The sequence below is a fragment of the Pseudovibrio denitrificans JCM 12308 genome, assembly GCF_001310815.1.
Taxonomy (GTDB): domain Bacteria; phylum Pseudomonadota; class Alphaproteobacteria; order Rhizobiales; family Stappiaceae; genus Pseudovibrio; species Pseudovibrio denitrificans.
The window spans coordinates 344,766-368,163 of sequence record NZ_BAZK01000004.1 but is presented as its reverse complement, the minus strand read 5'-3'; the positions used below and the strand labels follow the sequence as shown (position 1 = coordinate 368,163).

The window sequence follows — 23,398 nt, the reverse complement described above, 5'->3', positions numbered from 1 at the left end:
ACTTTCCGCATGCGAAAGATGCGTTTCCTTCAGCTAAAATCATGTGGTTTGGGGAGTTGGACTAGTTCAGCGCAGCCCAGCGTTCGCCATCTTTACACGCAGCGCCTTTGATTACCTGCGTTTTTTCATCATAAGCGATGGTGTGCTGGAAATCGCGGCAGCGACGATCGTTGACGTAATAAACGGGACCAGACTTCACAGTGCCCTGCGCGCCAGAGAATCGGTTGCGCCAGACAACCTTGTTGCCTGCATCGGATGCGTTGAGGGCTTTGCTTTGTGCTTTGTAAACGGTGTCCAGATCACCACTTCTGAGCAGCTGTTTCAGCTGACCTTCCGTGGCACTGTCAATTGCAGCATGGGCCGCAGCGTTTTGCTCACTGTCAGACGACCAGAAGCCGAAGATGGATGAGGAGGAATCATCGGCACTCGCGCTGGTGACATGGTCAGATGTAGCGCAGCCAGCTAAACCGCTAACGACTACAGGCAAGACCATCAGTTTTTTCCAGTTTCGCACCAACATGCATCCTCATTGTCGCTTCTGCGACTTATCAGTTTTGCAGAAAGGAACTTTTGTCCTTTCCAAGGCCTCTCCGCAGAGTCCTCAAACCAAAGCAGCGCCATTAGCTTGAAAACACTTCCGTGGAGCAACCCCTTAAAACACAGTTACACTTACTATCAGTACTGTTTGAAACAGATGCAACCCCTGCCCCAAATCAGTTCAGATTGTCAGAGACGGCAAGATCACCGTTGCTTTCAAACCGCCCAACTCACTATCGCCCAGTTCAAACGAACCACCGTAAATCCCTGCAATGTCAACAATTATGGACAAACCCAAACCTGTTCCCGGTACGGTCTCATCCAGTCTTTGACCTCTGCGCAGCGCACGTTTCTTCTCGTCCGCACCCAGTCCCGGCCCGTCGTCTTCTACGATCAGACTGATAAGTGACGCAGAGGAATTGTTGTTTTTCAGCGTCACTGACACTTTTTTATCACACCACTTGCAGGCGTTATCCAACAAATTCCCAAGGATTTCTTCCAGATCTTGCTGCTCACCTCGGAACAACAGAGTCTCATCCATATCGACCGTGAATTCTGGCTGTTTGTCACGATGGATTTTCTCCATCGCCCGTGCCATGCGTGTCACCACAGGAGCGGCTTCACAGGACACACCAATCACACGGCGCTGTGCCGCCATACGTGCCTTTTCCAGATAGTGCTGAACTTGGCCCCTCATTATATCTGCTTGCTCGGAAACCTTCAGAGCGAGTGGTTCATCTGAGCTTCGGGCTTCGTTGGTAATGACAGACAGAGGCGTTTTCAGGGCATGAGCAAGATTTCCAACCTGAGTTCTGGAATGTTCCACGACTTCCCGGTTGGAATGGATCAAAGCGTTGAGTTCAACGGCAAGCGGCTTCAGCTCTTTTGGCAGATTTTCCTGAACTTCCTCTTCTTTTCCCTGACGGACGCGGCCCAGACTTTCCTGAAGTTCTGTCAGAGGACGCAGACCGAAGCGGACCTGCAGGAAGATCGCAGCAACAAGACCCAGGCCCAGAATGCCAAGGGTAATGGCAGCCTGCCAAGCAAAGGACGCAGTGCTTTCACCCAGTTCTTTCGTGCTGCCAGCCACGGCGATTGTGACGGGTTGAAGCCCACCAAACTGGATGCGTTTTTGCAGCACGCGGAGCTCACGGCCAGCAGGGCCAATAATGTTACGTGTCAGCGCCAGCTCTCCGTTCATGGGCTTTAGGCTGAGCGTGTCACCAAAGAGCGAGTCACTTTCGTAAAGGACTTTGCCATTGCGCTGGACCGTCCAGTACCAACCGGAAAGCGGCATGGAGAAGCGAGGATCACCGATGCGGCGCAGGGCGGAGTATTTCTGTGCCTCATCAGCAGCAAGCGCACTGACGATTGCGGTCATATGCACTTCAAGGCGTTCATCGAGCGCCTTTTCACCAGCTTCACGGAACAGAGCAACGAGGATGGCACCGGCAACGACCAGACTGACCAACGCCCACAAGCCAGCAACAAAAATCAGACGCCATGCCAATGATGCCTGCTGCTTCTTGCGGATGTAACCGATCACGTTCCAACTTAAGGAAGTTTGCGACTGTTTGCTGTCTGGGCTGGTCTTATCAGGCATCTTCTTCCTGTAACCTGTAGCCCAGACCGCGCACGGTCTCGATCAAGGAGCTGCCAAACTTCTTGCGCAGGCGGCCTACAAACACTTCGATGGTGTTGGAGTCGCGATCAAAGTCCTGGTCATAGAGATGCTCGACCAATTCGGTTCTGGAGATCACTCTGCCTTTGTGGTGCATGAGGTAGGACAGCAAGCGGAACTCGTGGGAGGTGAGCTTCACGGACATGCCGTTTTTCGTCACTTTGCCTGCTTTGGTATCCAGAACAATGTCACCGATTGAGATCTCGTTGGAAGCCAGACCGGCAGCGCGGCGGACCAGTGCTCTCACCCGTGCCAACACTTCTTCCATATGGAATGGCTTGGCGACGTAATCATCTGCGCCTGCATCAATGCCTGCGACCTTGTCACTCCAGCGATCACGGGCTGTGAGGATGAGGACTGGCATGGAGTGGCCGTCCCGGCGCCAACGTTCCAGAACGCTGAGACCATCCATCTGCGGCAAGCCAAGATCCAGAATGACAGCATCATAAGGTTCGGTATCGCCGAGGAAATGACCTTCCTCGCCGTCATATGCTTTGTCGACAACGTAGCCAGCATCTTCCAGTGCTTCACACAGCTGTCTGTTCAAATCGCGATCATCTTCAACGATCAACATTCGCATAAGAGGTACCCCGCACCAGCATTCAGGCTTATATCGCCGTTTAAATTCGTTCAAATTCGGGCAGAAAAATCTCTATCCAGAGTTCTTCGCGGCGCAGTTACAACCGGCGCCCTGTTCGTGCATCCAATGTCACTTGCGAAACATTGCCGTTGTTGAGCACGGAGAGCACATAGACCAACCCACCGCCTCGCTCACACAGCTTGGCTGAAAGGATCTGCCCGTTGACCCGCAAGGAGCCAAGCGGACGCGCCTGACCGCTGGCGACGGCTTGCCGGGTCTGGCTGGAGGACAAACACGCTGCCTGCGCAGGTGCAGACCAGGTGAAGACCGCTGTCGCCAAAGCCAGTGCCATCAATGAGCGAGATAAGAGGTTGTGGAGTTGGTGTCTCATAAGGCGTCTTCTAACCGGCACTGGCTGAACCTCACATGAACGAGGTGTTATTTATTTCAAAACAAAGACCTAGCAGATTCTCTGGGGTCTGTGATGTTTCTTGGCTTGCTTTGCAAATAATCCGGTAAAAGCACTTGTTAAAGTGTTACGCTTGCCAAGCAATCTGCAGTTGTCCCCAATCCGAATTTAGTCGACTTTTGAGCAACTTCGCAGGTCAAAACATGTGTTCCGGCCCCCAACATCTGCAACAGATCTGCTTTCGGAATAACGAGCTGTTCTGTTGAGGTTTCGTAGGTTTTCAGAAGGACTTGGTCCGTTTCACCCGCAGGTTTGTGCGAGATCTTGAGGGAAAACGCTAGTTTATCTTCCTGCACCGGGATATCTGACGTGGCCCAACTGTCCCCTTCCCACCTTGTTCTGCGAATCCAGTTGAGGGCGAGGTCACCGTTCTCCTGAACGGTTGCTTTGAGGTGGACTGGTGCGAAGGGCTTCAGCGCGGTTTGACCGCCTTCGTAGCTCAGGTTCGCCGCCCATTTGAAACCCAATGGCTTTCCAGCAGGGACCACACGATACGAAAGCGCCACGCCTGCCTTATCGCTGGTCCATGGCAGCTTGGGCAGAGACTGGTTGAGCAGGATGAACTCAGCATTTGTGGGAGCTGTGATCCCGACAAGATGCTCGGTACCCAGTTGGCCTCTGAGCAGCTTGCTGAGTTTGTAGGTCATGGGTGCGACCAGCTCTGCATTACAGAACTGTATCACCTCCCATTGATCACCTTTGCGAACCGCACAAGCATTTGCACCAGCTAGTACATCCAGCAGTTTGCGGCTCTGCGTTTGCCCACCATAGAGTTTCACGATGATTTCGGAGGCCGTATCCCAACGCCAACATGGGCCGCTTTCAAGTGGCGCTTGCAACGTGCCCATAACGGCTGGTTCTGAGACTTGCATCAGGGGCGTGAACTCTTCTCCTGAACTGGAGGCATAGACTTGGTAAGCACTGGGCCAGTTGCCGTTGTAGATGGCAATGACAGGGCTGCCGTCATCGGGGCCTTCGCTGTGGAACCGGGGCAGGTCCAGAATGCGAGCAATCGGCGGGCCTGAGGTGGTGTCGTTAAAGGATGGTTGTGCGGTGTTGTCTGGGCTGGAAGCTATCGTGACTGTTGGTTCCCCGAGCAACCGAATGGCTTGCACATCCATATGAGCGCCTGAGGAGACCTCGGAGATGAGGCATTGAATTGCAGTGTTGTCTTCCTTCAATAGCTCACCCGGCAACTCGACAATATCACCCGGCTTCAGGTCCACGTTGTTCAAGGCGAGTTTGAACTGGAGGGTTTCACGATCCAACCAGAATGACTGGTGCATCTTTTCGACGAGTTTTCTGGCCATCGGCAATGATGTGGTGATGGGGAGCTGAAGGGTAGAGGTGCGACGGTCCATGCCTTCCAGTCGGCGGGATGCCACCACAAGGGCTTCGAAGTCGTTGTTGGGATCCATTCCCCGCAAGCGCAGCTCTGCGGGCAAGTCGTTGCCATCGTTGCGGTTTATGGAGATGTATCCCTCCTCTCCTTCATCAGCCTCCCAAAGATCGCCAAGGCCCAGTTTCCCGCTCGCTACTGTTGCCGCGTATTTGGGGAGAACAGCCAGATGGGTGCCGCGGTCAACGGCGATGCCGCCGGTCAGTTGCAGGATGGGCGTGAGCGCAGATCGCAACGAAGTTGGACCGGCGACGGTCAGGCCTTCGATGGTTTCTCCCAGTTCTGCGATTTCTGTGAGGTCTTGTGTATGCCCGAAGTCATCACGCATGGCGCGGATGAGACCAGAGGCAGACAATGTTCCCAGTCGTCCTGTGAGCCAGTGGCCGAGCTGCCAGTTTTGACCGTCTGCCCAGATATCAGCATAGGTAGGAAACTCGGGATACGGGCGAGCGTCCCATGTCCAGAGGAAGATGTTGTCAGCCTCTACCATGTTCCCCGCATACAGGCTTGAAGTTGGGTTGTCGCCCTGAGGCCAGTCGGGGTGATCCTTGCCCCAATAGCTGAGGCTTGCTTCCAGAGCGCGGCGCTGGACAAGGTCGTCCTGCTGTCCATTGGAGAAGTGCGGCAAGGCACTTTCAGCGGACTTGGGATCAACAAAGACGTTGGGCTGATTGGTGCCTTTATCGACGGCAGGAAAGCCGAGTTCAGTGAACCAGATGGGTTTGGACTGCGGTGTCCAAGGGGTTGGCGTGGTTTGCTCACTGTTCCCAACACGTTCGAAGTGCTGATTTTGCCACCAGTTTTTCAGGTCTTTCTGACGGAACACCCACGGCTTGTTGTGGGCGCCGTCCGTGATGGGGCTGCGGGTTTTGGAAGTACGGTCCTCATCGCTTGCGTAGTACCAATCGTAATACTCGCCTGAGGCTACTCCTGCTCTCAGCTCACTCAGGTCGTAGCTGGACTGGGTGCTATCTTCCTCTCGTAAGTCTGTGAGCGGCAGGTAGTTGTCGATGCCAACGAAATCTATGTCTTCGTGTCCCCACAATGGATCGGTCGGGAAGCGCAGATCGCCGGATTGGGGGCTGTAGCCAGCGTACTCGCTCCAGTCTGCGGCATAAGAGAGTTTGGTTTCGGTACCGATGATCTGACGGACTTCAGCTGCCAGTGCTTGCAGGTGGCCCACGAAGGGGAAAGAACCGCCGCCTGCCCAGCATTGGGTGAGGCCGCGCAGTTCTGAGCCGATCAGGAAGGCCTCCACACCGCCTGCGGACTTCACCAGATTGGCATAGTGCAAGATGAAACGGCGAAAGCGCCAGTCGTTGCCGGTGCCGACGAAGGCATCTATCTGGGATATGACGGCACTCGTGCCCTGTGGCGTTCCAGACTGGCCTGATGCGATATCTGAGGTGATACGTCCGCGCCATGGATAGCTGGATTGCTTGGCGGCACCGTACGGGTCGGGCAGCTCGTTGTCGTCGGGGATGTCCATCATAATGAACGGATAGAACATGACTTTGAGGCCCCGGCGTTTCAGTTCCTTGATGGCTTCTGTGACAGAGGCGTCTGAGGGTGTGCCGCCATAAGCTGGTCTGTCGTTGATGCGAGAGACCTCCGGCACCTCGGAGCGGCTCAGGCCTGCGACACTCCAGTTTTCGGGCAGATGCTGGGTGGTCTGATAGGTCACTTTGCTGAATGGTGCAGTGAGAGGCGCGCAGATCATCACCAAACCATGAGACGACCAGCGCCACGCTTTTCAGGTTGGGGCACAGGGCCTGAAGCTCATCCAGAGAGCGGACCAGATCGGTTTCCTCATCCTTGCCGTGTCGGTTCACACTTCGGGTGTTGCCGGGGGAGATGTCTTCAATGATCTCCTGCGGATGATAGGTGAACTCGCCAGCTCCGGGGATGAGCGTGACGGCTTTGATCTGCTGCTCCAGTGGTTCGATGGAACGGAGTATCTCGAATGAGAGTTGCGGGATGCGGTTGCCAAACTCAGCCAGTGGCAGGCGTTCAAACACAACATAGGCGGTTCCTTTATAGGCTGGTGCAGTGCCCTGCTTGGCCTCAATAAGCGGATCGGGCTGCTGGTCTTCAGTGCCCAGATGAACGCGCATGTTGATTGAAGAGGTGTCCAGCTGCTTGCTATTAGCCCATACGCGGCGAACAGCGGTGATGGGGCCTTCGCACAGAGCGACAGCGAAGTTGGCAAAGTAGCTGTGGCTGGTGACGGTGGTGGAAGAGCCTGCTGATTTGCCACCCTGCTTTTCTTCGGAGACCACCTCTTCCAGACGCGTTGCCCAGATGATGTTTCCGGTGACACGGACGCGGCCATAAACAAAGGGCAGCGAAGCCCCTTCGGCGGCGGTTTGCAGTTGCAAATCACCCAGTTTACCGACAGAGACTTCCCGGTCCTGCCCGAAGATCTGCTGATCGATCCACGCACCGCCCAGCGCGCCCAATGCTTGTCCGGCTATGGCTCCGATGGGGCCTCCGATTGCACTGCCAACAGCTGCGCCAACATTTGAGAGCACCATTGTTGCCATGGCTTTGTCCTTTCCGGATCAATCAATTGGGAAGAATGAAAAACGCCCTGCAATCTTATTGCGCCACATGGGCACCAGAGGGCTTTCAACCACGCCGACCGCTTCATAGGCGTGGAGGAAGTGATCATTGCTGCTCATGAGACCGAGGTGTTTGCATGGGCTTTGAGGCGCCCAGCGGAACACGATGACATCTGCGGGTTTTGGCTGATGCAGCAGGCCTTTCACCTGGTGGAGATATCGGTGCGCAGCTTTGAGCAGCAGGTCTTCTCCCTTCAGCTCCGCCCATTCCGGGGCATAATCAGCGGGGACAGATGGCTCTGAGCCATGCAGGAAGCGGTAGAGGCCGCGGATAAAGCCGAGACAGTCGCACCCTGCTCCCTTCCGGGAAGCCTGATGTTGGTAAGGGGTGCCGATCCAGCTGCGGGCTTCTCGCAGGAGTGCTTGCGGGTTTTGCTGCATGTTCACCCCACCAGCTTTTCGCCGTTGTTGGCGGCGGATTGGGGTTCAGGGCCTTTGAGGATGAAGTCATTACCGGGCATGTGCGGGAAGCCACGGAAGTTTGTGGCGTTTTGGAACTTTGCCTGACACGTGCCCCAACCTTTGTCACAGCCAGCAGAGATGTTTGCTGTGATGGGATAAGTTTGCTCAAGCACCAGCGGTGCCCAAAGAGCCAGCTTGTGCGTGCTTTGCTCAATGGTGTGGCTGGCTATGCGTAAAGGATGATTGGCATACGCGCCGGATTGGAACTCGAGTTTGCCGAAAGACCACCAGCCTGCGGTGATGTCAGCATTTCCTTCGATGATCAGCCGATTGGCGGTGTCCTTGCCGATGATACTCACTTGTCTCGCATAGGTGGCAGCGTTCAGATCAATCCCGCATTTGGAATCTCCCAGATCTGCGTGACATTGGTGGGAGAGTTGTCGGCCTTTGGGTTCAGAGAGTTTGGCGGCCAGTGAGCGGAACTCGGCGCGGAAGACATTGGCGTCTCGTGTAACTTCACCCAGCGTGCCTCGCCTCAGAAGCTCGTGTTGCTCCGGTTTTTGCCAGTTGACCAGATAGACCTCGACCTCCGCATTGTCCCAGAGGCCTGCGCTTAGGTCTTTTTCACTCAGGCTCTCTGAGGAAAGAAAGCCCAGCGCTTCTTCCTGTCCGGCCTGAAAATCCGATTGAGCCATGGCCTGCGACCCATCCAGCCCGAACCCTGGCTCATATGTTTTGCCAAGCAGCATGATGGTTGATCATGAGTAGTGAAGCCAAGACTGAGGCCGGAAAGCGCTGTTAGTCGCCAACAATAGGCCGCAGTGGTGCTTTCACCATTCAGGTGTTCTTTCAAAGCAGCGTTGAACATGAGGATACTCGCGAGGTTAAGTTAGCTGAGAAGTTCGACAAGCGGGATGGACGGCACCTGCCCTGCCTCAAAGTGCAGGAGATTGATTTCCAGTTGGTCGCTCTCAAAACGAGCGGGTGTATCAAACAGGAAACCAGCGGTGACCACCTGATGGTTGGTGGGAATGTGGCCAGCTTGAAATTGGAGAATACCTGTCAGCGGATTGAGCAGGACATCGCTGCCGACAGTTTTCAGTTGGCCATCTACGGCGACTGAGAGAGTTCCGGCCACTGGCTTGGTGATCTTGCGTTGCCATTCCACGCCAGCAGCCCCAACCTGCTTGATCAGCTGGAAGGATGCGGTGGTGCCATCTCCGGTGCCGAGGGTGACATCGGTTGCGGAGGGTGTTCCGTCAAATGCACAGGATTTGTGGTCCATGGGGTCGCGGAATCTGAATCCACACACACGACCGCCTACTTTTTCGAAGAAGGAGAGGACGCGGTGCAGGTCAGCTGCGCCTCGCAAGCCGGTGCCTATATCAAAATGCCGTCGCGTTCCCTTCCAGATGGCGTTCCGCGTTTCGGCGCCATTGAGTAACCGTGTGACCTGACTGCGTTTTTCTACTCTGACAGAAGCCCCTAGGGAAATTCCAAGTGGGAATGATTCATCAACAAAACTTGGTAGCATTTCCCCCTCCTGTTTGACTTGGCTCAAGGCTGCCCCCCAACGAAGCATCTAATAGGTTTGACATGGGAAAGTTGTTTGCGTGATTTGCGCAGGCCCGTTGTTCATGCTCCTCCCTCTTTGCAAAGCAACGGTTTTTTCCAAAAAGTTTGCTACCACCGTCCGGTAGCAAAACAACGTCGGTCCTTGAGTCCCTCCTCTTCAATGCCGACGTCATAGCCCGCGTCGCCCCCGTCCGGTGGCGCGGGCCATTATCATCGCAATCTGTCCCTGAGATCTTTCAAAGCTGCGCACATCCTGTGTTGCCACGTTTATGGTGACGCTGGGCTGATTGCTGCCTGCGCTCATGGCAACGCCAAGGCGGCCATCACTGCCACGCTGCAAAGGCAGGATTGCTTCTGCGCCAGCTTCCCCCATCAGCCCCAGACCTGTGCCGTTTGCCGCAAACATCGTAGGGCTGGACACGACACCGCCTTTTGCGAAAGGCGTTACACTGCCAATTGCGGAGGAAATGCCTGCAGACAGCAAACCCTCCAGCGGTTTAAGGGCGTTGTTGAGAGCGGAGCTGGAAAGGTTCAGCGCGACTTGAGAGAGGATGGATTGCAAATCCTTGCCTGAGGTGACAGCGCTTTGCAGGCCTTTACTGAGTTCGGAGGAGAACTCCTTGGCCAGTGCGTTGACCTCCTGCATGGTCACTTCCAGTTCGCGGGCGTCTTCCACGTTCAGCGGTTCGTTGAAACTATCCGTCATGATGGTGCGGTTCCTGTTCGTCGGGGAACTGGCGGAGCAGATCATTCAGTGTGCTGCGAGAGAGGCTGTGTGTGTTCTGATGGCCCGGCGGGTTCAGCGCCATCTCCAGCTCTTTTGGTGTTGCCTGCCAGAAAGTGTGTGGCGACCAGCCCAACTCACGGCAGGTTTTGTGCAGCAGCTCATGCCAGGGCAGTAGGGTGTTGGTGATACGGCTCTGCTTCACGACTGACCATACTTTGAAGTGACATGCGGTTGCTGCGAAGAGAATGTTGCGACAAGCAGCTCGCCCGCCAGTTTGGCAAGGGCCGCTACGCCGCCCTCGTGGGAGAGTTCGGCAACTTCCTCATTCTCAATGATGAGCCCACCACCACGTAGACCTGCTCCCAGCACTTTGATGATATCGGCAGCGCGCAAGTTCCCTTCTGAGAAACGCTCTGTCAGCTGTTGCAGGGAGGTGCAGTTGAGTGTGTCTTCCAGCTCTGCCAGTGCACCGAGTGTGAGCACCAGAATGTGCTTTTGACCGCCAAGCTCTGCGAGGATTTCGCCGCGTCTGCGATTGACGCCCCGGCTATAGGTTTTCGATGCCATTGTGTTCCTCAGGTCAGCGGTGTGAAGGTGAGTTCTCCGGCAGATTCCAGCGAGATCTCGAAGGTGACTTCGGAGCGATAATCGCCGGAATACTCCAGTGCAGAGAGGTGGAATGGACCTTCCAGAGTGCCAAAACTGGGCAGAATGATCTGCCAGTCCCGCAGCTCTCCGGCGAAGAAGGCAGTGCGGACTTTTTCTGCCGAGGCTTTGTCGCGAAACAAGCCACTCCCAGAGAGCGATGCATGACGGGTGGAAGCGCCTGCCAGAAGCTCTCGCCAACGGCCTGTGCTTTCCGCATCAGTGATATCGATAGGGTTTGCGTTGAGGGCGAGGCGCCGCGAGCGCAGGCCCGCTACGCTCTCAAAGCTGCCTGTGCCTGCTGTGTCCAGTTTCAACAGCAGGTCTTTTCCGGCCTGTGCGACCATCTGTTTTCCTTTCGAGGGTTGGCGTTAATCAGAGTGCTGCAGCAGGACGGAGAATTTGATGCGTCCGTACCAAGTGCGGCCATCGCTCAGGCGGCGGCAGCTGGTTTCGGTCATAGTCAGACCCGCGGCGTCAGTGCCTGTTGCTGGGGTGATGCCCGGTTCCAGCAGCTCGTTGAAGATCTGCAGGATTTCCAGAGTTTGGGCACGGTCTGGATGGCGGGAGTAGATGCCGATGGAACCAGTGAGCCTGCCGCCCTCGTTCAGATGACCTGTCAGCAGCTGTGTGGTGACGGCCTCTAACGTTGCATAGGGCAACGTTGTGCCTCGTGGGACGCCGTCGAACACGCGTAGAGGATCTCCCAGATAAGGTTTGAGCGGTGCTTTGGCATGGATGGCCTGAAACAGGGCTTTGCGGAATTCAAGTTCCCCCATCATCGCCCTCCTCCTGCTCGCAGAGGATCTGCATGAAGGCATCTTGCTCTGAGTTTGGGAGGATCGCTTTGACCCTCAGGCTCTGTCCGTCCTGCTCAAGGCGCCAGCCCTCAGCCACATCTGTGCGGCGGCGAAGGGTGATGGTGAGTGGGTAGGAACTGGAGATGCGGCCTGCTGTTGTGGCCTCTGATCCGGTGGAAGCCTCCACCTGCCCCCAGACCATGGCCACTTGCTGATAGCTTCGGGTGACGGAGCCATCTGTGCCGTTGGTGGTTTCAGGGCGGAGCAACAGCATGGGTTCGTTGAGTGTGCCTGCTGCTCTCATATTCTGAGGACCTTATAGGGAGACAGAGCGGCCTCAAAACCGTGGGGCATGAGGCCTGTGAGGCGGGTTTCCTCCAGCATGGAGCGGCGCTCATACCAGAAGCCGACCAGCATCAGGATCGCGGTTTGCAGGCCTGCGGGAACAGCCGTTGCCGCTGATCCGTAGCCTGCCTTGAAGTCGATCTCGATGCCGTTGAGGTCACGAAGTGGTCTGACCGCGCCTGCCTTGAAGCGGAGGCGGGCGGGGTTTCCTGCCAAGTCTACCTGATAGTCCGAGGAAGGCACCTGATGTTGGTTGCCGTCCTTGTCATAGGTGTAGACCTGCAGGATTTGCGCTACCGGGGCGACCGGCAGGCGGATCAGCCGATCTGGCGGCAAGTCATCTAATAACAGCCGCCATTCCTGTTCTATGAGAGCCCGCCGTGTGAGTGTCTCCACCTGTTCCCGCGCGGCTTTGATCAGGCGTCCGATCAGATCGTCCTCGTGGGTATGAGACACCCTGAGCTGCGCATGCGCCTGGGCGAGCGAAACCGGCTCCAGAGCCGGTGGCACTGTGAGTATAGCCGTCACGGCGGCCCCTCCTTGATTGTGATGGAAGCTGGTTAGGCGCTGAAGTTCAGCAGTTTGTAGGCATCAAAATCCATGATGCCGCCGCCGACACGTTTGGTGATGTAAAACAGTACGTTCGGCTTGCTGGTGTATGGGTCGCGCAGTACGGAGATGCCGACACGGTCCACCACCATGTAACCGCGGTGGAAGTCACCAAACGCGATGGCATAAGGGTCAGAGCCCGCTGTCATATCTGGCATGTGTTCTGCCTCTGTGACCGGAAAGCCCATGAGGCTTGGGTCAGCACCGGCGGATGCTGGTGGTTGCCAGAGGTAGTTGCCCTGCCCGTCTTTCAGCTTGCGAATGGCGGCCTGCGTTCTGCGGTTAAAGAGGAAACGGGCGTTGCGGCGGATCGCGGTTTTGACGCCATAGATCAGCGAGATCAGCAAGTCTCCACCATTGGAAGAGGGAAACGCACCTGCCTCACCGGTCTTGATAGAGCCAATGGAAAGGCCGGTATCATCCAGTGAGCCATGGATGGTGCCTTGCAGCAAGCCTTGTGGCTGGCTGGTGCCATTGCCGTTGATGAAGGCGGCAGACTCTTTTTCTGCAAAGACAGTTTCCACCTCTTCTGCCAGAATTTCGCCGATGTTGACGGCGGCATCATCCAGTAAGGTCTGAGTGACCGCTGGCAGAGCCGACAGCTCGAAGATCTTCACTTCCCGCATCTCAAACTTCATCGCGTTGGTTGGCGTGCTGCGGGCGTCGGTTTCGCCTTCCCAGTCCGCATCTGGATTGGCGGAGACGATGGGGCGGCGATAGGAGGAGCCGGAGATTTTGCGGTTGGAGGCGATTGAGCGGATGGGCGAAAGCGCTGTGATGCGGCGCAGGATGTCTGTTTCCAGCTGCTGCGGCACCAGATACCCGCCATCAGCGGCTGTGCCAGAGGACATGGCTTTCTGTTCCAGCGTTTTCAGGCGACTTTCCTGCCCCTCGCGCATATAAGTTTCAAAGGCGGACTTGTGTTCCACCTCCGCCGTTGGACTGTTCCCGGCATCCGGCGCAGAGCGTGGTAGGCGTTGGGATTTGAGCTGAAGCTCGTTGAGGTGGCGCAGCTGGCCATCAATGATCTCGTCCAATTTAGCCAGCTTTTCATCCAGCAAGACGTCTGAGCCGGACTTCTGTTCCAGCTCCGCCAGACGCATATCATTTGTCTGGATGTACTCAGAATAAGCGTGATTGAGCTGATCGAAGCTGTCAGCACGCTCCATAGCAGAAGCAAAATGCCCTGTTGCAGAGCCCGAAATTATGGGTTCCGCTGATTTTCCTGCAGCTTCTCTGGCGAAGTCTTTGGTTTCCAATGCTGGATTGCATGTGTTTTTCATAGGATTATTTTCCTTGAATTAGACAATAAAAAACTGCGGCTCCAAAACGGACACCACAGCTCGTCGGTTCAGAATAAAAGGATCGTCAGGAGACGACGGTCAGCCGGGCTGATGGCAGTAGAGGGAACGTGACCAGTGAGATCTCCCAGAGATCGACTGCCAGCACATCCCGTCTGCCGGTTTTGCTGTTGCGCTGGGCACGGCGGGTTTTGAAGCCAATGGACAGCCCATCCAGAATGCCCGCCTGCACCATGGCGATGGCTTGTCGCCCCTGCGCAATACCTGGATAGAGTAGCCCTTTGGCAAAGAGGCCGATGCTGTCTTCCTGAATGTGCAGCCACTTGCCGATGGGGTGCGCCGGGTCATGCTGCCAGAGCATTTTCACATCGGAGAGCTTTTGTTTTTGCAAGGTGGTGTGAAATGCACCTTTGCGCATAACATCACCGCCCTGATCGCTCAGCTCAAACCGGCTGGCATAACCCTCAATGGCGATGGGGTGATCTGTGTTCAAATTGCTTGCCTCCTTTAGTGCACTATCAGTTGTTGTTTTTATTGGTCCTGTTGATGCCTTCTGCCTTCGCCGCACGACGCTCTGCCAGTGCACCGGCAAGAGCCTGCGTGAAGGTGGCGAAGGTCTGTGCTGGCGGTTCTGTGCGCCGCTCGGTGAGCTGTTGTTTTCGCTCCTCTGGCGCCGCATTTGCTTTGTGATTTTGAGTCAAGAGGTTCCCTCAAACCATTTATGTCAGCTCAACATTTTCTGTGCGTATGTTTCAGACATCCATGCGCAGAAGTTGGTTGAGTTTTTCCAGTTCGCACATGAACTCTTCAAAGCGGCGATTGAATCGGATGACCTGTTTCAGTGCCCATAAAAGCATGGAGGTGGATGTGCCTGCCCAGGCACCAAGCACCACATGGGCAAGATCTCCTTTTGCGGCGAGCGCTGTCATCAACTCACTCATCCGCGCCCTCCGCGCCGTAGCCCACGGCCATACGTTTTTCATCGCGGCTGAGGAAGTCAGCGGTGGTGATACGATCCCACAGCGCTTTGCGTTCCTGTGCCAACGCTTCGACAGCATCCAAATCTAACTCCAAGGTGATCTGCTCACCGTAAGCACCGGAAAGCCAGTTGGAGAGTTCAGAGAGAACCCGGGCCGCGAGTGGCACCACAGTCAGCCGCCAGAAAGCACGGTTGGCCTCTTGATAGTTGGCGTAGGTGTTATCTCCCGGAATGCCGAGCAGCATGGGCGGTACGCCGAAGGCCAGCGCAATTTCTCGGGCGGCAACGTTTTTCAGCTCGATGAAGTCCATGTCCTTTGGCGACATGCCCATTTGCTTCCAATCCAACCCACCTTCCAGAAGCATGGGACGGCCTGCATTGCGGGCACCCTGATAGGAGCTTTCCAGCTCTTCCTTAAGGCGGTGGAACTGATCGTCGGTCATGTTCATGGCATCGCCTGCGCCATAGACCAGTGCGCCTGTTGGACACGCCGCGTTGTCCAGCAGGGATTTGTTCCAGTCACCGGCGGCATTATGGATATCAAGAGCCACCTGCGCCGCTTCGATGGGGGCAAAGCCATAGTGATCGTTGAGCGGATTGAAGAGCTTGATGTGCAGGACGGGCTCGATCTTATCGCCCGCCCCCTTGCGCAATTCCACTTTGCGCCCGGCCACCTGATACTCGTAGGCCTCCACCCAACCCACATCATCCACCAGTACCTTCATGCGGTCAGGTCGCAGAGCATGCAGCTCACGCGGCTCGCCCTCCAGCGACACGGCCTCCACATAAGCATTGCCGGAGACCAGCAGGAAGCCGTAGAGCTCCTCCAGGAACGAGCGCCGTGTTTGTGTGGGGGTGGGCTGGTTCAGCAGGTCCATCAAAGGGTGCGTTTCCAGCTCTGCATCGCCAACCTTGATGGTCAGTGAGATGTTTGCCGCACTTTCTGAAATGAGGCGGACACATCTGTAGGCGATAGTATTTCGTAAATATCCTTGATTTATAAGTGATTCATAGTTGCGCGGGGTCCAGACGGCCCCTTCACCAAAGCGCATGAAGGCCACGGATTTTGCCCGTGATGCTTTCTGCTCCGCTGCAGGTGAAAAAACTGATTCAAGAAGTCTGCGTAACCCCATGAGATCAGAGTCCTTTTTGCTCTAACTTAATGTTTTGATTCAAGTAATCAGATCGCCAAAGCCGTTGGCTGTTCTGCCTGACTTGAGAAACTGCTTTAGCTTTTCGTCTCGTGGATCTTTATTCCGAAAATCGGCGCCCGCATTTCAGCAGCACGCGCGAGCTTAATCCTCACAAACAGATTCAAGTTTGCGAGCTAACCTTTGATGCTATTGATGTTTTTAAAGTTTGCGCAGGCGTGGTTTGCCTGTAGGGCGGCGGTTCAGTTCTGTAATCGCCCAGACTAGCGCATCGAGCCTGTCCGGTGATTTTCCGTTGCTCAAACCACTGGCACTGAAGTCGGCCAGCTCATCTTCCAGTTCCGGAAACACGCCGCAGTGGTGGACGCGGCCCTGCTCATATAGCAGCGCTACGGGTTCCGCCCTGCGGCGTTTACTTCTTGTGGCGTGGACGGATTTAACGGGCACGCTTGCATCCACGCCTTCAATCACCTCACGTACCATGTCCCCGCCCTGATTGACCTCCGCCAGCAGGCAGTCCGCTTCCAACTCATGATAGAGCCGGATGGCCTGATCTGCCCATGCAGCGGGGCGCAGGCCCTGAGCGGTTCTGTCTCGAAGGACGAGCAACTCAGCTGCATCCGTTATGCCCGCTGCGATGATACCGCAGGCGTCTGCCGACTTGCCTGATGTGGCGGGCGGGTCGATGGCAACGACGATGCGCTTCAGTTCGGGCACGTGGCGAACACGGTTCATCTCGAACCATTTGCGGGCAAACAAGGCGTCTTCGCGATCTTCGATCAGCTCACCATCCAGCTCCTGCCTGCCGAGCCGGGTTCCACCGTAGTGCTCTGCCATTTGTTGCAGGAAGGCTTCAGCCAGAAAGGCGGCATTGGACCTGGTGCCTGCTTTTGTCACCACCACTCGCTGATCCTGCAGCAGCATTTTCAGCAGCGGGGTGGACTTTGGCGTTGTAGTGACCAGTTGCTGTGGCTGCGTACCAAGGCGCAGACCGAACTGGAGCATATCGAACGTCTCTGTTGCATTGCTCCACTTGCCCGCTTCATCACACCAGGCTGCATCAAACTGAGGACCGCGCAAGGCCTCTGGATCTTCCGAGGAGAAGGCCCTCGCGATTGCGCCGTTGGGCCATTCCAGACGGCGGCGTGACGGATTCCACTGAGGCTTTTGGTTGGGTGGATGCACGGCGAGCAGACCGGAAATGCCTTCGATCATCACCTCCCGGACATCCGCGTAGGTTTGCCCCACAAGTGCAATGTTGCCCGCTGGTGGACCAGCCCAAGGCTCACCGGCCGTCTTACCTCGCACCCATTCTGCCCCTGCTCTGGTTTTGCCTGCGCCGCGCCCTCCCATGAGCAGCCATGTGGCCCAGTGGCCTTCTGGCGGGCGTTGGTGGGCGTGTGCAAAGACCTGCCAGTTATATTGAAGGAAGCTCAGTTCAGCTTGGCTTAGCGACGCGATGAACTCATGAAGTTTGCCCTGCGCCACACAAGCTTGCAATGCGCTGCGAAAGCTGTTGTCGCATCTGGTCATCACTCACCTCTTCTGTGTTGTCCGCGCCATGGGCCTCTTGCAAATCAATCAGCATATCCAGCGTTTTGGCGAGGCTGGTGATTGCCTTTGCGGTGGCGTCCATCTCGCCCGCTGCAGATTGCGGATCGCCGCTGAGCTTTTTCAGTTTGGCTTCCAGTGCGCTCACCTGTTTCTCAAAGGCAGTATAGAGACGGGCGATCAGGCGTTTGCGCTCTTCTGTTCCTGAGCTTGCCAGTTGCTGGGCCAGCTCCCACTTGCGCAGCCACCCTTCCCGCCTGATCTTGGTGGTGATGGTGCTGCTTGGCAGGCCGGTCTTGCGGGCGATATCAGCAATGGAAATCGCCTCCTCTTCCACCATGCGGCGAACCACCTGCCAGACCTCCAGAGGCACACGCAGCCGCGCTGCCTGTTCCTCTTCGTTTTCGGGCTCCTGTTCCTCTGCCATCTCCCCTCCTTTAAATCAGCTCGCGTATCGTTCTCCGAAAACCGGTGCCCACTTTTCGGCGATACGCTTTTTTGTCCGCGTATCGTTGTCCGAAAACCGGTATCCACTTTTCGGCGATACGCTGTAATCGGGCACAAAAAAAGCCGCCCGTTGAAACAAGGAGCAGCTGGTCAGAACTTTAAAATGTCGTGCGATCAGAAAGCTGTAAGAGGCCTCGTCGGCGTCACTCACACTTTCTCTAGCATGCCTAAACCCTATCAAAACAGCGGTGCGCTGTCAAGATTATATTCCTAAGAGAAGCCACCCAAAGAGGCATGGACACTTATCCCCGTTTCACGTTAGGATCGAATTTGTTCAACTTTGAATAAAGAAAGCTGTAAGGCTTTGATGGGACACTTAAAAAAGCGCAGAGCAATGTGGCCCTGCGCTGGCTTTACAGTTTTTGAATTTTGACTTACTCCCGCTTCTCCCCTGTGGAGAAGTAATTGAAAATAAACGTATTTTGCAGGATCAGTCTCTGGTATATTCCTCATCAGGCCAGTCGACGAGATAATTTTCGAACTCTTCTGGCTCCATTCCATCTTCGCTGATGGTTTTGTCTTTTACGGAGATTCCGGCGTCATGCACGCTCTGCGGATCTTTGGAGACAAGCGGATGCCACCAGTACAGGTCCCTGCCCTCACGGATTAGACGATACGCGCATGTTGGCGGTAACCATTTCAAAGTTCTTACAGTTTCCGGCGAAAGCTGAACGCAGTCGGGCACGGTGTCGAAGCGCCGTTCATAGTTTTTGCACCTACATGTGGTTCCATCAAGCAGAGTGCACGCGACGTTTGTCCAGTAGATTGCGCCAGTGTCCCAATCTTCCAGCTTGTTCAAGCAGCAGCGTCCACATCCATCACAGAGGCTTTCCCACTCTTCATGGGTCATCTCATCAAGGGTTTTGGTCTGCCAGAAAGGGCGGTGACTCTCAGAGTTTACGGATACCATTTATGTCGTTCTCATTGCAAAATTCCGATGGGAATATCGCGAGTAGGTCTTTTTGAAGCGTCTTCTTTTCCGAAATTTCGGAAATACGCTGCGCTTAGTTCTTCGGTTTGGTTCATTGTCCCCCTTGCGTATTCAGGGGTGTGACCGGTACTACGGGTAATCAGTTTGGAAGAGAACTCTGATAACAGCGAAAAGCAGAATGTCACGGAAAATTCTGCTGAAAAGGTGAAAAAAAAGGGTAAGGAGCGCTCTTTTACCCTTCAGGATCTATCCCAGCGCATGCTTGCAACCGATGCCTGGCTGGATTCTGCTTTGTGGCACACCTCCCAGTTTCTGGGCGTTTTCTTTCGCGAGTACTCCGCTTTCATGCGCTGCTTTTCGCTGCGCGGACCAGCCAAATACATCGCCGGCCTTGCTTCTGAAGGCCTGACCTACTGCGCCTTTGGTTTCCTCATTGTACTCACCTTCGCTCAACCGGCCTTCAAGGCAACCGAGCGCTCTGACTGGAGAACCACCTCCGATTTTTCCGTGAGCTTTTTTGATCGGTTCGGAAACCCACTCGGCAAACGCGGCATCTTGCTGAACGATAAAATTCCGCTGGACGAAATTCCCGATCACGTGATCCAGGCCACCCTTGCTACCGAGGACAGACGGTTTTTTGATCACTTGGGAATTGACTTCGTTGGTACCTTCCGAGCCATGGTTGCCAACGTGAAAGCCCGCTCTGTTGTGCAGGGTGGTTCGTCAATTACACAGCAGCTCGCAAAAAACCTATTCCTTTCAAACGAACGCACATTACAACGCAAAATCAAAGAGGCTTATCTCGCCCTGTGGCTTGAGATGAACCTGACGAAGCGAGAAATCCTCAAACTTTATCTGGACCGCGCCTACATGGGCGCGGGGACATTTGGTGTGGCAGCGGCTTCCGAATTTTACTTCGGCAAGGACGTACGCGAAATTTCTCTGGCAGAAGCTGCAATGCTTGCAGGGCTTTACAAAGCGCCGTCCAAATACGCTCCGCATAAAAACCTGCCGTCTGCCCGTGCCCGTGCCAATGAGGTGCTGACGAATATCGTGCAGGCTGGCTTCATGACCGAGGGACAGGTTATTGGCGCTCGCCGCAACCCGGCAGAACCCGTTGACCGGACAAAGAGCCAGGCACCGGACCATTTCCTCGACTGGGCGTTTGAAGAGGTGAAAGACCTTGCCGCGCAGTACCCAGAGCTCAGTAATGACAGGGTTATTTCCGTTCGCACTACTCTTGACCCGGGCTTCCAGCGCGAAGCGGTCAGCCAGATCGAGAGCATTTTGCGCCAGTACAGTGATCGTTATGGCGTAGAAGAAGCGGCACTGGCAGCTATCACCACTGAAGGTGCTGTTCGCGCCATGGTGGGTGGCCGTGATTATGATGAAAGCCAGTTCAACCGTGCAACGGATGCGCTGCGCCAGCCGGGCTCCTCGTTCAAGCCGTTTGTGTATATGGCGGCGTTTCTGAATGGCTATGAGAGTGAGAGTGTTGTCCCCGATCGTCCGATCAGTATTGGCGGCTGGAGCCCACGCAATTATACCCGCGGTTACGCTGGCCCGGTCACGCTGAAAACGGCATTGACCAAGTCGATCAACACCATTCCGGTTCGTCTGGCACAGGCCATCGGGCGCGATAAAATCGCGACCACTGCTTACATGATGGGCATCAACAGTGAGCTGAAAATCACCCGTGCAATGCCGCTTGGCGTTTCTGAAGTGACTGTTCTGGACATGGCGAGTTCTTATGCTTCGTTCGGTGCTGGCGGGAAGAAGGTTGACCCGTACGCTGTGCTGGAACTGCGCAACTCCAAGGGCGAGCTGCTTTACAATCATGACCGCGATGCAGGCCCTGCCTTACGAATTCTGCCATTTGAGAAGGTGGCCATGATGAATGATGTGCTGGTCAACGTGGTGGAACGCGGCACAGGCCGCCGTGCACAGCTGGAGGGGATTACTGCAGCGGGTAAGACCGGCACCACACAGGCTTACCGTGATGCGTGGTTTGTGGGGTACACAGGCAATCTGGCCGCCGCTGTCTGGTTTGGCAACGACGACTTCTCCTCCACCCGCCGTATGACCGGTGGTAGCCTTCCGGCTATGACCTGGGGCAACTTTATGAAGTATGCGCACCAGGGGCTGGAGCTGAAAGCTATGCCCGGTGTGGAGCCGCCTGAAGGCAAGGATGTTATTGCCGCCAATGGTCTTAGTGATGTGGAAGTGACCGGCCCACCAGAGCTGCTCAACAGAACCTCTCAGCAGGTTCTGGAAGCGTTGGGAGAACGGCTGCGTTCGCTTCCATTCAATAGTATTTCTCAGTCAAACGTGCAGGCTCAGCTGGGGTCTGGCGCTCAGGCGGATGTGACTTATACCCGATGACACACACCCCTCACATGCCTTTGGTGGCGGTTCCTGAACCGGAAACCACCCAGATTTATGATGCTGAAACTTCCTGGCAAAAGCCATGGCCTCACATTTCGCCATTGCTTTACAAAGCGCCATTCTTCTCGTTCGGGCCATTTTTATTCTCGATCCTCATCGCTCTGGTTGTGGGGATAGGCAGTGCGTATCTTTCGCTGAATCGTGGCTCCCCATTCAGCGCACTAGAAAGCGGCGTATGGGTTGCCCACCCGCATGCGGGCACGGTGGACAGCGATCCTTACAGTACAGCGATCTTTGCGCGGACAGGCCGTGTTCCGCTTGGCAGTGGTGAAGGCATTGCGTTTTACGCCGCTTTTGATGACAGCGGACGAGCGCTAGACCCCCAGTGTAACTACAGAATTGCTGGCAGAGTGCCTGCCACGCGGCTCTGGACCATCACCGCGCTGAACAATGCTCTGGAGCTGCTTGCGACAGATGCGGGGCGTGCATCCCTGCACAGTCATGGCATCCTGACGGATCATACAGGTGCGTTTGCTATTCAGGTTTCTCCTGAGGCACGTCCGGGCAACTGGTTACCGACCGGGGGGAGTAACGGGCTGGTGTTTGCCATGCGGCTCTACGATATCCCCTATACGACGGGTGCCGGTTTGAGCGCTCCTGTGATGCCTGCTGTTGAACTGGTGAGCTGCAAATGAATGACCTCCTGAAAAAACTGAAGGACCTTTACATCTCCCCACGCTGGATTTTGTGGGGCTTTGGCGGCTTGCTCGTTGCGGGGATAATCCATGTAGCGATTGTTCTGAGCGTGCCTGCTTACGTTCCTCATTCACCTTACGAACGCGTCGGTGATTTTGGTGCGGATCGCAGCTTCCAGATGTTGCCGCCGATCCTGCCGCGCAGTGAGCCACTGCCGGACCTTGATCCATCTATGCGCCATGCGATCTGCCGTTATTCCCTTGAAAATGGCCCACTGATCATCCGCACCTACGCTCCCTCTCCGTTCTGGTCTCTCGGCCTGTTTAACGAAAAGGGACAGGTGACTTACAGCCTCAACGACAAGACCTCTGAGGGCGAGGCTGTGCGCATGCTGGTGCTAACACCACAACAGCTCTCTATCCTGCGTGAGAACCCGCCAGAGGATTTAGAGGAGATGATTGTGGTTGAGACAAATGAGCTGAAGGGCTTTGCCCTGTTCCGCGCGTTTGTGCCTTCCAATGCGTATTTGCCGCAGATCTCAGAGGCATTGCGCTCTGCGACCTGCTCAGACTTGCCAAGGGTATAGCCGCAGGGTTACTTCTGCGGTGCGGCTCGTTCCAGTCCCCAACCGGAGAAAATGCGGGATGGTCGCTCGACCTTTTCCGGCTTCCTTTTGACTTCCGCGTAGCATTTGGACGGCAGTTCTTCGTAAGTACGGCGGAGCTGCTCGTAGCCTTTGCTGGCATCCCAGATCTGCTGAGCTGATGGAGTTTCCACTTCCAGCGCGTTGATGGCGATCTGGTAGGCTTGCAGGCGTCGTCCGGTGGCGCGCAGAACCCAGTCCACGAAGGACTTGTTCTCGCGTACCCTCGCTTTTACTCCCGTTGCAAACTCCGGATTGACGTCCTGCTGGCGGTTCAGGGCTTCCAATCTCTCATGGTCGCTGACAAGAACCTGCCGCGCGATCTGGCAGAACGGTAGCAGGAGCTTTTGATCGGACTTCATGTCATCGATCAGGCGGGTATAACGTGTCTCGCTGGAACGATATTTGTCTGAGCGCAGGTAGACGTAATAGTTGGCCGGATTGACTGCAGCATACGGATCATTCAAAAACCCCTGCCGCTGCAACTGCACTTTATTGGCTCCGATCCAATCCTCAGAAGCCGGTGGTACCACAAGCGTCCAACCACGGTCCCGTAGCTCTTTTTCCTGATCAGTCAGATTGAGGTTGGAAACGTCCTGCTTTTGGGAGTAGCGGTAGAGCATCCCCAAATCTTCAGCAACACGATCATGCAGGATGTTTGGTTTGGCCCGGCCAAAATCGCCCGTAGGTTTGGCACATGCGCCCAGCAGCAGGCTGGTTGAGGACAGGACCAGAAGAGTGGTTGCCAGGGCACGTTTGGGGCGCATTGGTGTTGCATAGCGAACTGCATCACGAATTAGATATGCAAAGTTATCCCCCTTGCCCATCAATTCTGATTTCCCGATTTCGCCCATGACTCATTTC

Annotated in this window: 26 protein-coding genes and 1 pseudogene; 3 read left to right on the top strand and 24 right to left on the bottom strand. The window is 55.6% G+C overall.

Annotation, left to right across the window (positions count from 1 at the left end):
• Positions 1-61: 61 nt before the first annotated feature.
• The 23 genes and pseudogenes from JCM12308_RS07135 to JCM12308_RS07025 all read right to left on the bottom strand — a co-directional run bounded on the left by JCM12308_RS07135 (position 62) and on the right by JCM12308_RS07025 (position 18,789).
• On the bottom strand, positions 62-493 hold the full coding sequence (locus JCM12308_RS07135) for an RT0821/Lpp0805 family surface protein (RefSeq protein ID WP_208608712.1): 432 nt from the start codon (positions 491-493) through the stop codon (positions 62-64).
• Between the two features lie 225 nt (positions 494-718).
• The gene (locus tag JCM12308_RS07130; RefSeq protein WP_208608713.1) at positions 719-2,140 is read right to left on the bottom strand and encodes an ATP-binding protein; all 1,422 of its coding nucleotides are present in this window, start codon (positions 2,138-2,140) and stop codon (positions 719-721) included.
• Positions 2,133-2,798, bottom strand: coding sequence for a response regulator transcription factor (locus tag JCM12308_RS07125; RefSeq protein ID WP_037036840.1), 666 nt, complete (start codon positions 2,796-2,798; stop codon positions 2,133-2,135). The genes JCM12308_RS07130 and JCM12308_RS07125 overlap by 8 nt, the downstream gene beginning before the upstream one ends.
• A gap of 97 nt (positions 2,799-2,895) precedes the next feature.
• Positions 2,896-3,189, bottom strand: a complete 294-nt coding sequence (locus JCM12308_RS07120; protein ID WP_208608714.1) for a PepSY domain-containing protein — start codon at positions 3,187-3,189, stop codon at positions 2,896-2,898.
• 137 nt (positions 3,190-3,326) lie between these two features.
• Positions 3,327-6,386 carry a baseplate multidomain protein megatron gene (locus tag JCM12308_RS07115; protein WP_444544397.1) on the bottom strand — a complete coding sequence of 1,020 codons (3,060 nt, stop codon included), beginning with the start codon at positions 6,384-6,386 and terminating at the stop codon, positions 3,327-3,329.
• Positions 6,387-7,227: 841 nt separating this feature from the next.
• On the bottom strand, positions 7,228-7,668 hold the full coding sequence (locus JCM12308_RS07110; protein ID WP_054783278.1) for an NlpC/P60 family protein: 441 nt from the start codon (positions 7,666-7,668) through the stop codon (positions 7,228-7,230).
• Positions 7,669-7,670: 2 nt separating this feature from the next.
• Positions 7,671-8,557: pseudogene (locus JCM12308_RS07105) on the bottom strand (phage/gene transfer agent baseplate hub protein).
• A 21-nt stretch (positions 8,558-8,578) separates the two neighbouring features.
• Positions 8,579-9,223, bottom strand: coding sequence for a DUF2460 domain-containing protein (locus JCM12308_RS07100; protein ID WP_054783277.1), 645 nt, complete (start codon positions 9,221-9,223; stop codon positions 8,579-8,581).
• Positions 9,224-9,433: 210 nt separating this feature from the next.
• Positions 9,434-9,970 (bottom strand): phage tail tape measure protein, encoded by a 537-nt coding sequence (locus JCM12308_RS07095; RefSeq protein ID WP_054783276.1) that lies wholly within the window; start codon positions 9,968-9,970, stop codon positions 9,434-9,436.
• Positions 9,960-10,193, bottom strand: a complete 234-nt coding sequence (locus JCM12308_RS07090; RefSeq protein WP_054783275.1) for a phage tail assembly chaperone — start codon at positions 10,191-10,193, stop codon at positions 9,960-9,962. Before JCM12308_RS07090 ends, JCM12308_RS07095 begins: the two co-directional genes overlap by 11 nt.
• Entirely contained in the window at positions 10,190-10,558 is a 369-nt protein-coding gene (locus JCM12308_RS07085; protein WP_054783274.1) for a gene transfer agent family protein, read from the bottom strand. The genes JCM12308_RS07090 and JCM12308_RS07085 overlap by 4 nt, the downstream gene beginning before the upstream one ends.
• Before the next feature lie 8 nt (positions 10,559-10,566).
• A complete protein-coding gene (locus JCM12308_RS07080; protein WP_054783273.1) occupies positions 10,567-10,983 on the bottom strand; it encodes a phage major tail protein, TP901-1 family in 417 nt (138 codons plus the stop codon).
• Positions 10,984-11,007: 24 nt separating this feature from the next.
• Positions 11,008-11,415: a DUF3168 domain-containing protein gene (locus JCM12308_RS07075; RefSeq protein ID WP_208978328.1), complete on the bottom strand. Its 408-nt coding sequence runs from the start codon at positions 11,413-11,415 to the stop codon at positions 11,008-11,010.
• Positions 11,402-11,740 (bottom strand): phage head closure protein, encoded by a 339-nt coding sequence (locus JCM12308_RS07070; protein ID WP_054783271.1) that lies wholly within the window; start codon positions 11,738-11,740, stop codon positions 11,402-11,404. Before JCM12308_RS07070 ends, JCM12308_RS07075 begins: the two co-directional genes overlap by 14 nt.
• A complete protein-coding gene (locus tag JCM12308_RS07065) occupies positions 11,737-12,309 on the bottom strand; it encodes a head-tail connector protein (RefSeq protein WP_083416536.1) in 573 nt (190 codons plus the stop codon). Before JCM12308_RS07065 ends, JCM12308_RS07070 begins: the two co-directional genes overlap by 4 nt.
• Before the next feature lie 32 nt (positions 12,310-12,341).
• Entirely contained in the window at positions 12,342-13,673 is a 1,332-nt protein-coding gene (locus JCM12308_RS07060) for a phage major capsid protein (RefSeq protein ID WP_054783269.1), read from the bottom strand.
• 85 nt (positions 13,674-13,758) lie between these two features.
• Positions 13,759-14,184, bottom strand: a complete 426-nt coding sequence (locus JCM12308_RS07055; protein WP_054783268.1) for an HK97 family phage prohead protease — start codon at positions 14,182-14,184, stop codon at positions 13,759-13,761.
• 25 nt (positions 14,185-14,209) lie between these two features.
• Complete coding sequence (locus JCM12308_RS07050) at positions 14,210-14,392, bottom strand: hypothetical protein (protein ID WP_054783267.1); 183 nt, start codon at positions 14,390-14,392, stop codon at positions 14,210-14,212.
• Positions 14,393-14,443: 51 nt separating this feature from the next.
• Positions 14,444-14,632 carry a hypothetical protein gene (locus JCM12308_RS07045; RefSeq protein ID WP_008549698.1) on the bottom strand — a complete coding sequence of 63 codons (189 nt, stop codon included), beginning with the start codon at positions 14,630-14,632 and terminating at the stop codon, positions 14,444-14,446.
• Entirely contained in the window at positions 14,625-15,803 is a 1,179-nt protein-coding gene (locus tag JCM12308_RS07040) for a phage portal protein (protein ID WP_054783266.1), read from the bottom strand. The genes JCM12308_RS07045 and JCM12308_RS07040 overlap by 8 nt, the downstream gene beginning before the upstream one ends.
• A gap of 219 nt (positions 15,804-16,022) precedes the next feature.
• Positions 16,023-17,309: a DNA-packaging protein gene (locus JCM12308_RS07035; RefSeq protein WP_054783265.1), complete on the bottom strand. Its 1,287-nt coding sequence runs from the start codon at positions 17,307-17,309 to the stop codon at positions 16,023-16,025.
• A complete protein-coding gene (locus tag JCM12308_RS07030) occupies positions 17,287-17,799 on the bottom strand; it encodes a helix-turn-helix domain-containing protein (RefSeq protein ID WP_054783264.1) in 513 nt (170 codons plus the stop codon). The genes JCM12308_RS07035 and JCM12308_RS07030 overlap by 23 nt, the downstream gene beginning before the upstream one ends.
• Before the next feature lie 510 nt (positions 17,800-18,309).
• A complete protein-coding gene (locus tag JCM12308_RS07025; protein WP_008549935.1) occupies positions 18,310-18,789 on the bottom strand; it encodes a YcgN family cysteine cluster protein in 480 nt (159 codons plus the stop codon).
• Positions 18,790-18,954: 165 nt separating this feature from the next.
• Here JCM12308_RS07025 and JCM12308_RS07020 point away from each other — a divergent pair, with 165 nt between their 5' ends.
• From JCM12308_RS07020 to JCM12308_RS07010, 3 genes are read left to right on the top strand one after another with little or no spacing between them, the layout of a single operon-like run.
• Positions 18,955-21,192 (top strand): transglycosylase domain-containing protein, encoded by a 2,238-nt coding sequence (locus JCM12308_RS07020; protein ID WP_054783263.1) that lies wholly within the window; start codon positions 18,955-18,957, stop codon positions 21,190-21,192.
• Entirely contained in the window at positions 21,189-21,890 is a 702-nt protein-coding gene (locus JCM12308_RS07015) for a DUF1214 domain-containing protein (RefSeq protein ID WP_041768379.1), read from the top strand. Before JCM12308_RS07020 ends, JCM12308_RS07015 begins: the two co-directional genes overlap by 4 nt.
• The gene (locus JCM12308_RS07010) at positions 21,887-22,477 is read left to right on the top strand and encodes a DUF1254 domain-containing protein (RefSeq protein ID WP_054783262.1); all 591 of its coding nucleotides are present in this window, start codon (positions 21,887-21,889) and stop codon (positions 22,475-22,477) included. The genes JCM12308_RS07015 and JCM12308_RS07010 overlap by 4 nt, the downstream gene beginning before the upstream one ends.
• An 8-nt stretch (positions 22,478-22,485) precedes the next feature.
• Here the strand turns inward: JCM12308_RS07010 and JCM12308_RS07005 are convergent, their stop codons facing one another.
• The gene (locus tag JCM12308_RS07005; RefSeq protein ID WP_054783261.1) at positions 22,486-23,388 is read right to left on the bottom strand and encodes a hypothetical protein; all 903 of its coding nucleotides are present in this window, start codon (positions 23,386-23,388) and stop codon (positions 22,486-22,488) included.
• Positions 23,389-23,398: the final 10 nt, after the last annotated feature.

What these genes read in the sequence shown, in the direction of transcription:
- JCM12308_RS07135 (WP_208608712.1), bottom strand. Translation starts at nt 493, where the DNA reads ATGGTCTTGCCTGTAGTCGTTAGCGGTTTAGCTGGCTGCGCTACATCT.
- JCM12308_RS07130 (WP_208608713.1), bottom strand. Translation starts at nt 2,140, where the DNA reads ATGCCTGATAAGACCAGCCCAGACAGCAAACAGTCGCAAACTTCCTTA.
- JCM12308_RS07125 (WP_037036840.1), bottom strand. Translation starts at nt 2,798, where the DNA reads ATGCGAATGTTGATCGTTGAAGATGATCGCGATTTGAACAGACAGCTG.
- JCM12308_RS07120 (WP_208608714.1), bottom strand. Translation starts at nt 3,189, where the DNA reads ATGAGACACCAACTCCACAACCTCTTATCTCGCTCATTGATGGCACTG.
- JCM12308_RS07115 (WP_444544397.1), bottom strand. Translation starts at nt 6,386, where the DNA reads ATGATCTGCGCGCCTCTCACTGCACCATTCAGCAAAGTGACCTATCAG.
- JCM12308_RS07110 (WP_054783278.1), bottom strand. Translation starts at nt 7,668, where the DNA reads ATGCAGCAAAACCCGCAAGCACTCCTGCGAGAAGCCCGCAGCTGGATC.
- JCM12308_RS07100 (WP_054783277.1), bottom strand. Translation starts at nt 9,223, where the DNA reads ATGCTACCAAGTTTTGTTGATGAATCATTCCCACTTGGAATTTCCCTA.
- JCM12308_RS07095 (WP_054783276.1), bottom strand. Translation starts at nt 9,970, where the DNA reads ATGACGGATAGTTTCAACGAACCGCTGAACGTGGAAGACGCCCGCGAA.
- JCM12308_RS07085 (WP_054783274.1), bottom strand. Translation starts at nt 10,558, where the DNA reads ATGGCATCGAAAACCTATAGCCGGGGCGTCAATCGCAGACGCGGCGAA.
- JCM12308_RS07080 (WP_054783273.1), bottom strand. Translation starts at nt 10,983, where the DNA reads ATGGTCGCACAGGCCGGAAAAGACCTGCTGTTGAAACTGGACACAGCA.
- JCM12308_RS07075 (WP_208978328.1), bottom strand. Translation starts at nt 11,415, where the DNA reads ATGGGGGAACTTGAATTCCGCAAAGCCCTGTTTCAGGCCATCCATGCC.
- JCM12308_RS07070 (WP_054783271.1), bottom strand. Translation starts at nt 11,740, where the DNA reads ATGAGAGCAGCAGGCACACTCAACGAACCCATGCTGTTGCTCCGCCCT.
- JCM12308_RS07060 (WP_054783269.1), bottom strand. Translation starts at nt 13,673, where the DNA reads ATGAAAAACACATGCAATCCAGCATTGGAAACCAAAGACTTCGCCAGA.
- JCM12308_RS07045 (WP_008549698.1), bottom strand. Translation starts at nt 14,632, where the DNA reads ATGAGTGAGTTGATGACAGCGCTCGCCGCAAAAGGAGATCTTGCCCAT.
- JCM12308_RS07040 (WP_054783266.1), bottom strand. Translation starts at nt 15,803, where the DNA reads ATGGGGTTACGCAGACTTCTTGAATCAGTTTTTTCACCTGCAGCGGAG.
- JCM12308_RS07030 (WP_054783264.1), bottom strand. Translation starts at nt 17,799, where the DNA reads ATGGCAGAGGAACAGGAGCCCGAAAACGAAGAGGAACAGGCAGCGCGG.
- JCM12308_RS07025 (WP_008549935.1), bottom strand. Translation starts at nt 18,789, where the DNA reads ATGGTATCCGTAAACTCTGAGAGTCACCGCCCTTTCTGGCAGACCAAA.
- JCM12308_RS07015 (WP_041768379.1), top strand. Translation starts at nt 21,189, where the DNA reads ATGACACACACCCCTCACATGCCTTTGGTGGCGGTTCCTGAACCGGAA.
- JCM12308_RS07010 (WP_054783262.1), top strand. Translation starts at nt 21,887, where the DNA reads ATGAATGACCTCCTGAAAAAACTGAAGGACCTTTACATCTCCCCACGC.
- JCM12308_RS07005 (WP_054783261.1), bottom strand. Translation starts at nt 23,388, where the DNA reads ATGGGCGAAATCGGGAAATCAGAATTGATGGGCAAGGGGGATAACTTT.